We start from the raw sequence: 7,318 nt of genomic DNA on the forward strand, positions 1-7,318 counted from the left end.
CGACGCAATCCCTCAGGAGGCTCCAGGGTGCGTATCGCCGTCACCGGGTCCATCGCGGTGGACCATCTCATGTTCTTCCCGGGCCGCTTCACCGAACAACTGGTACCCGACCGGCTGCACAGCGTCTCCCTGTCGTTCCTGTGCGACCGGCTGGAGACCCGGCGCGGCGGCGTCGCCGCCAACATCGCCCTGGGCCTCGGCCGGCTGGGCCTGACGCCCCTTCTCGTGGGTGCGGTCGGAGCCGACTTCACCGACTACCAGGTGTGGCTGAAGCAGCACGGCGTCGACACCGACTCCGTGCTCGTCGTGCCCGGCGGGCACACGGCACGGTTCGTCTGCACGACCGACGCCGACCACAACCAGATCGGCGCCTTCCACCCCGGGGCCATGGGGGCGGCCTGCACCATCTCGCTGCACGAGGTGGCCGAGCGGGCCGGGCCGCCCGACCTCGTGGTCGTCTCGCCGAACGACCCGGCGGCGATGCTCCGGCACACCGAGGAGTGCCGCACCGCGGCCCTGCCGTTCGTCGCCGACCCCTCGCAGCAGATCGCCCGCCTGAACCGCGCGGACGTGCAGTTCCTGCTGACGGACGCCCGCTGGCTGTTCACCAACGAGTACGAGTCGGCGCTGCTCCAGGAGAGCACCGGCTGGAGCGCCCGGCGCGTCCTGGAACGGGTCGGGACCTGGGTGACCACGCTCGGCGCCGCCGGGGTGCTCGTCGAGCGCTCCGGCCACGAGCCGCTCGTGGTGCCGGCGGTCCCCGACGTCACGGCCGTCGAACCGACCGGCGCGGGTGACGCGCTGCGCGCCGGGATGCTCGCCGCCGTCGCCCGGGGCGTCCCGGTCGAGGCGGCGGCCCGGCTGGGCTGCGTCCTCGCCTCCTTCGCCCTGGAGTCGGCCGGCACCCAGGAGTACACGGTGAGCGCCCGCTCGCTCGCGGCCCGGCTCCGCGCCGCCTACGGGGAGCGCGTGGCGACCGCGCTCGCCCCCGTGCTCAGGAGCATGCCGTGAGCCGTGTACGGACACTGCGCGCGGAGCCCCTGCTGATCCCCCTGGTGGTGGCCGGCGCGGTCCCCGCGGCGCTCGGCCTGTGGCTGCAGGGCCCTCCGGTGCCGGGCGGGGGCGGGCTCCGTGCGACCGGTGGGCTCGCCCTGGTCCTGCTCGGCGCCTGGATGACCGCGGACGCCGTGGACCGTGTCTACCTGCGCCAGCCCACCCCCCTGGGCGACCGCCCGCCCGAGCGGCTGGTCCGGTCGGGCTGGTACGGGGTGATCAGGAACCCCATGGCCGCCGGGATGACCCTGCTCCTGGCCGGTGAGGCCCTGTTGTGGTCCGCGACGGCCGTCCTGGTCTGGGCCGCGTTCGTCCTGGCCGTGTCCTGCGTGACCACCGTCCGGATCGAGGAGCCGGGGTTGAGGGCGGCCTTCGGGGAGCAGTACGCCGCCTACCGGCGCGCGGTGCCCGGGTGGATCCCCGGCACCGCGAGGACCACCGGCCGCCGGACCGAGCACCGGCGCACGCCCTGAGTGAGGAGTAGTCGTGTACGTCGACCTGAGCATCCCCGTCAGCCGCCGGGCCCCCGGGGTCGAGTTCGAGCAGTGGCTCCACCGGGACGGCATCCGCCACCTCTCCCGCCGCATACGGGCGTTGCCCGGCGACAGCCGCAGGGACCGGCTGGTCAACCACTGGCGGTGGCTGACCGGCCGCCGCCGGCTGCGCCCCCGGGACCTGCCGGACGGCTGCTTCCTGTCCAACGAGTTCTACCGCATGTCCGTGCACCAGGGCACGCACGTGGACGCGCCCTTCCACTACGGACCCGAGTGCGAGGGACGCCCCGCCAAGAAGGTCATGGACCTGCCGCTGGAGTGGTTCCGCGGGCCCGGGGCCGTACTGGACGTCCGGGCCTGCGGGGGCAGGGTGACCGCGTCCGACGTCAAGGAGGCGCTGGCGAGCTCCGGGGCACACGTCGGGCCCGGAACCGTGGTGCTCTTCCGCACCGATTCCGATCTGCGCCTGGGCACACCCGAGTACCACACGCGGTCCACGGCGATCACCCCCGGAGCCGTCGACCACCTGCTGGACCTAGGCGTGAAGGTCCTCGGCACGGACTGCTGGAGCTTCGACGGGCCTGCCCGCGACATGGTCGAGCGCTACTACGCCTCGGGGGACCGCGACGTCCTGTGGCCCGCCCACATGCACGGCAGGCGACGGGAGTTCGTGCAGATCGAAGGGCTCGCCCGGCTCCGGGAGATCCCCGAGGGACCCTTCACCTTCACGGCCTTCCCCGTGGCCCTGGCCGACGCGGGCGCGGCCTGGTGCCGGGCGGTGGCCGAAACGGCCCGCGCCGGCGAGGGCCCGGCGACGGGGCGGCGGCCATGACCGCGGACCACGCCACCCGCCTGCTCCTGCTGTCCGCTCCCAGTGCCGGGAAACTGGCCGGCCTCGCACGCGACACCGCGGCCCGGCTGACGCGGCCCGGCGGCCCCCCACTGCCGGAGGTGTGCGCCCGCGCCGCCGACGGCCCGCACGCCGCCCACCGGCTGGCCGTCACCGGACGCACCGCCGAGGAGGTCGCCGCCCGCCTCGACGCCCACCTGGCCGGGGAGACGGTCCGCGAGGTGCACACCGGGGTCGCCGGGAGGACCGCGCGCGTCGCGTTCCTCTTCAGCGGGCAGGGCGCGCAGTTCGCGGGCATGGGACAGGGGCTGTACCGCACCGAGCGGGTGTACCGGGAGACGTTCGACCGCTGTGCGGAGGCGGCCCGGCCGTTCGTCTCGACGCCGTTGCAGCGGCTCCTCCACCCCGATGCGGAGCCCCACGCCGTGCACCGGACGGCGCACGGCGCGCTCGGCACCTTCTGCGTGAGCACGGCCCTCGCCGAACTGTGGCGCAGCCGGGGTGTCGAGCCCGCGGCGGTGCTCGGCTTCAGCTCCGGCGAGTACGCGGCCGCCGCCTGCGCGGGCGTGCTCCGCGTGGAGGACGCGGTGCGGCTGCTCGGTACGGAGATCACCCTGGCGGAACGGGTCACGGACGGCGCGATGGCGGTCGTCGCCCTGGACGAGCGCACCGCACTCGACGTGCTCGGGGACTTCGAGCCGACGGTGGGGATCGCGGCGGTCATCTCACCGGGGGAGGTGTCGCTGTCGGGACGGGCCGCCACCCTGGCCCGGATCACGGAGCGGCTGGGCGCCTCGGGAACCCGGGTCAGCAGACTTCCGGTGCCGGCGGGACTGCACTCGCCGCTCCAGGAACCGGCACTCGGCGAACTGGCCGCCGCCGCGGAGGGGGTGCGCACCCGTGCTCCGCGCGTGCCCTTCGTCTCCACCGTCACCGGGCGCCCGCTGGAGGCCGGACAGCTCACCCCGGCGTACTGGGGGCGGCACATGCGCGGTCCGGTGCGGTTCCTGGACGCGATCCGCGCGGTGGACGCGATGGGAGTACGGGCCTTCCTGGAACTCGGGCCGGGACGGGCGCTGGTGGGGCTCGGTGCCCGCTGTCTGCCGGGCGGCGGACGTCTCTGGCCGGCCTCGTTGGGCCGCAGTACCGACGGCACGGGGACGATGCTGGACGCCCTCGGCCGGCTGTACACGGCCGGGACGCCGGTGAGCCGGTCCGCGGTCGGCGCGGGGGCCCGTACGGCCCCTTGACACCGATATAATCCGCGGAATGGTTCAGGGAGAAAACACTCGGTCGGCTCCGGGGCGGCCGCGCAGCGCGGAAGTGTCCAGGGAGATCGTCCTGGCGGCGCTCGCGTTGTTGCGGGAAAGAGGGCCGACGGGAGTCACCGTGGAGGCCGTGGCCCAGCGTTCCGGGGTCGCGAAGACCACGATCTACCGGCGTTACAGGGACCGTTACGAGCTGCTGCGTTCCTCCCTGGCCTTCGTGGAGGACATTCCCGAGCCGCCGGTGGGAATCGCGGCCCGGGAAAGGCTGCGAAATTTGCTTGAGCAATTCAGGCGCGGTGTCGAGGACGTGGTGGGGCTGCGTGCCCTCGCCGCGGTGTTGCACGGTGACGAGGACCCGGAATTCACCCGCGCCTTCCGCGAGACCATTCTCCGTCCCCGCCTGGACGTCATGCTCGGAACGCTGCGCACGGGGGTGGCGGCGGGGGAGCTGCGGGCCGACGTGGACCACGAGACGGTGGTGAGCATGCTGGCGGGCTCCTACATCGCTCGCTCCGTCACCCAGGGCACGCCGCCGTCCGACTGGGCCGATCGGGTCCTGGACGTCATCTGGCCGTCGATCCGCGCCTGACGCGGTCCCGTGGCCGGACACGCCGGCCACGGAACCGCCCGGCGTGTCCGGCCACCCCACACCCACCGGGGTCGTCGTCCCGGACGCCCGTGCCGTTCACGGAGCCCGTGCCCCGCGTTCGCCCGCCGGCGCGACACGGGGCCGGGCGGCCGGCCGCACCGTCGGCACCGTCGAGGCGGCACTCGCGCCCTTGCCGTCTCCTCTCCCCGGCGGCGTCCTCTGCCGTCCGGCCCTTCCCGCACCGTGTCAGTCCACGTGCTCCGGGCGCAGGCCGACGCCGATGAACTGGGCCGTCCAGCGGGTCAGGAAGGGGAAGCGGCGGACGACGCGGGCGGCCAGGGGACGTTCCACCGTGGTCCTGCGGTCCTTGGGGTACAGGTCGGCCAGCATGTGCACCTGGGCCGTCTGCACCGCCCGCACCGGCAGGGAGCGGCGCCGCTGGACCGCGGCCAGCTCGCGCCGGTCGGGGGTGCGGCCGGCGCGCAGCACCGGACCGAGCATCCGCGCGGCGGCCACGGCGTCCTGCACGGCGAGGTTGATGCCCACCCCGCCGGCCGGCGACATCGCGTGGGCGGCGTCGCCGATGCACAGCAGCCCCGGCCGGTGCCAGGTGCGCAGTCTGTCGACGCGCACGCTCAGCAGCTTCACGTGGTCCCAGTCGGTGATCTCCCGGCCCAGACGCGCGGCGAACGGCCCGTGCACGGAGGCCACGTCGGCGTGCAGCCGGTCCAGGCCCTCCGCGCGGACCGTCTCGTAGGCGTTCTGCGGGATGACGTAGGCGATCTGCCAGTAGTCACCGCGGTCGATGGTGACCAGTACGAAGCCGGGGCCGGTGTGCAGGAAGCTCATGGTCTCGCCCGGCTCCCGGCTCAGCCGGAACCAGAGCACGTCCATGGGGGCCGCGGACGCCGAGACGGGCAGCCCGACGGACCGGCGCATGGTGGAGTGCCGGCCGTCGGCGGCGAGCACGAGGTCCGCCCGGACCTCCAGCGGCCCGTCCGGCGTCTCGGCCCGCACCCCGCGGACCCGGTCGCCCTCCCGGATCACCTCGGTGGCCTCGGCCTTCTGGAACAGCCGGAACGTGTCCAGTTCCTGGCCCTTGCGCGCGAGGAAGTCGAGGACGTCCCACTGCGGCATGAACGCGATGTACGGGTGGGTGCCGTGGATCCTCGCGAAGTCGGCGAAGACGGTGGGACCCGCGGGCGTCTGCACGGTGATGGTGCTGACCTTGCTGTGCGGGATCCGCAGGAACTCGTCGATCATCCCCAGTTCCTCGATGATCCGCAGGGTCGAGGGGTGCACCGTGTCCCCGCGGAAGTCCCGCAGGAAGTCACCGTGTTTCTCGAGGACGATCACGTCCACGCCCTGCCGGGCGAGCAACAGGCCCGCCATCATGCCCGCGGGACCACCGCCGACGACGACGCACCGGCTGGTCAGGGTCTGCACAGTCTGCTCCTGTGGTTGACGGTGTCGCGGAGATCAGTGCCCCGCGGCGATCGGAAGGGGCTCGCCGTCGGGCCCGGTGGTGACGAGGTCGCGGCTGCGGATCAGGGGGAGGACGACGACCGCCCCCACGAAGGCCACCACCGCGGCGACGGTCAGGATCGAGTTGAGGCCGTCGACGAACGCGCTCTGCGCCGCCCCGGCGAACACGCCGCGCTGCTCCCCGGGCAGTTGGGCGAGCACGGGACCGACCTGTCCGGAGGCCACCGCGTGGCCGAGCTCGCCGGCCCGGGCCTCCAGCGGGGTGCCCATCAGCGCGTCGTGGACGCCGTCCCGCACCCGGTCGGCGAAGACGGCGCCGAGCGCGGCCACCCCCACGGCGATCCCCATGGAGCGGCAGGTGTTGCTCAGCCCGGAGGCGACGCCGACCCGGGCCGGCCCGACCGCGCCCATCGCGGCGGCGACCACGTTCGGGTTGACCAGGCCGACGCCGAGACCGGTGACCAGCTGACCGGCGAGCAGGCCCGTCCAGTCGTCCGAGGCGGAGATGCCGCCCATGAGCAGCAGACCCGTACCGATACAGGCCAGGCCCGCGGAGACCAGCAGGCGGGCCGGCAGCAGGGTTCCCAGGCGGGCCGCCACCGCGGACGCCACGAAGATGGAGAGGGTCAGCGGCAGCAGCCGCAGTCCCGCGGCCAGCGGTTCGTGGCCCAGCACCGTCTGCAGGTACAGGGTCAGGTACAGCAGCAGGGCGAACGCCGTCGTGCTCATGGCCAGTACGCCCAGCGCGGCACCCGTGGTGGTGATCTTCTCGAACAGCTCGCCCGGCAGCATGGGATCGCGCCGGACCCGTTCGACGACGACGAAGGCGACGAGGGAGACGCCCGAGACGATGAACGCGCTCACCACCGGAGTGCTGCCCCACCCCTCCTCGTTGGCCCGCAGCAGGGCGAAGGAGAGCGTGCCCAGGGCGGTGCCGAGAGTGAGGAAGCCGGGCCAGTCGATGGCGCCCGGCCGCTCCGCGCGGGACTCGTCGACGCGCATGACGGTGGCGACGAGGGCCAGGATCCCGACCGGAAGATTGACCAGGAAGATCCATCGCCAGCCCACGCCCTCCACGAGGATCCCGCCGGCGAGCGGCCCCACGGCCAGGGCGGCACCACTGACCGCACCCCAGACGGCGAGTGCCACATGACGTTCCTTGTTGTCCGGGTAGGCGGCGGCCAGCAGCGCCAGGGACGTGGCCAGCAGGGCGGCGCCGCCGACCCCTTGCAGCACCCGCGCCAGATTGAGCACCAGCGGACTCTGGGCGACCCCGCACAGCAGGGACGCCAGGGTGAAGACGGCCATCCCCCAGGAGAAGACGGCTCGTCTGCCGAACCGGTCGGCGAGCGATCCCGCCGTGAGCAGGGCGGCCGACAGCGCGACGGCATAGGCGGCCACCACCCACTGCAGATCGGTGAGGGACGCGTCGAGCGCCTCCTCGATGTCGGGCAGTGCGATGTTCACGATCGTGACGTCGAGGAGCAGCATGAAGCTGCCCACCGACACCACGCACAGGGTCCACCATCGGTTGAGCACGGCGTCGCCCCTCCCGGTCCGGAGACAATACGATACGCTA

At 73.7% G+C, this 7,318-nt stretch carries 7 protein-coding genes; 5 read left to right on the top strand and 2 right to left on the bottom strand.

Features of this window, described 5'->3' with window-relative positions:
• Positions 1 to 27: 27 nt before the first annotated feature.
• The 5 genes from AMK33_RS04535 to AMK33_RS04555 all read left to right on the top strand — a co-directional run bounded on the left by AMK33_RS04535 (position 28) and on the right by AMK33_RS04555 (position 4,254).
• Entirely contained in the window at positions 28 to 1,011 is a 984-nt protein-coding gene (locus AMK33_RS04535; protein WP_073931340.1) for a carbohydrate kinase family protein, read from the top strand.
• Positions 1,008 to 1,526, top strand: a complete 519-nt coding sequence (locus tag AMK33_RS04540; protein ID WP_073931341.1) for a methyltransferase family protein — start codon at positions 1,008 to 1,010, stop codon at positions 1,524 to 1,526. The genes AMK33_RS04535 and AMK33_RS04540 overlap by 4 nt, the downstream gene beginning before the upstream one ends.
• 13 nt (positions 1,527 to 1,539) lie before the next feature.
• Positions 1,540 to 2,379: a cyclase family protein gene (locus AMK33_RS04545; protein ID WP_073931342.1), complete on the top strand. Its 840-nt coding sequence runs from the start codon at positions 1,540 to 1,542 to the stop codon at positions 2,377 to 2,379.
• Positions 2,376 to 3,647 (top strand): acyltransferase domain-containing protein, encoded by a 1,272-nt coding sequence (locus AMK33_RS04550; protein WP_143203802.1) that lies wholly within the window; start codon positions 2,376 to 2,378, stop codon positions 3,645 to 3,647. The genes AMK33_RS04545 and AMK33_RS04550 overlap by 4 nt, the downstream gene beginning before the upstream one ends.
• A 73-nt stretch (positions 3,648 to 3,720) precedes the next feature.
• Positions 3,721 to 4,254, top strand: a complete 534-nt coding sequence (locus tag AMK33_RS04555; protein WP_073931344.1) for a TetR/AcrR family transcriptional regulator — start codon at positions 3,721 to 3,723, stop codon at positions 4,252 to 4,254.
• A gap of 246 nt (positions 4,255 to 4,500) precedes the next feature.
• Here AMK33_RS04555 and AMK33_RS04560 read toward each other — a convergent pair whose 3' ends face one another.
• Both AMK33_RS04560 and AMK33_RS04565 read right to left on the bottom strand, forming a co-directional pair.
• Positions 4,501 to 5,700: an FAD-dependent oxidoreductase gene (locus AMK33_RS04560; RefSeq protein WP_073931345.1), complete on the bottom strand. Its 1,200-nt coding sequence runs from the start codon at positions 5,698 to 5,700 to the stop codon at positions 4,501 to 4,503.
• A 33-nt stretch (positions 5,701 to 5,733) separates the two neighbouring features.
• Positions 5,734 to 7,278 (bottom strand): MFS transporter, encoded by a 1,545-nt coding sequence (locus AMK33_RS04565; protein ID WP_073931346.1) that lies wholly within the window; start codon positions 7,276 to 7,278, stop codon positions 5,734 to 5,736.
• Positions 7,279 to 7,318: the final 40 nt, after the last annotated feature.

It is taken from the genome of Streptomyces sp. CB02400, assembly GCF_001905725.1.
GTDB lineage: Bacteria > Actinomycetota > Actinomycetes > Streptomycetales > Streptomycetaceae > Streptomyces > Streptomyces atrovirens.

Bases quoted from the DNA above. Each gene is read 5' to 3' on its own strand.
- AMK33_RS04550 (WP_143203802.1), top strand. From the start codon at position 2,376: ATGACCGCGGACCACGCCACCCGCCTGCTCCTGCTGTCCGCTCCCAGT.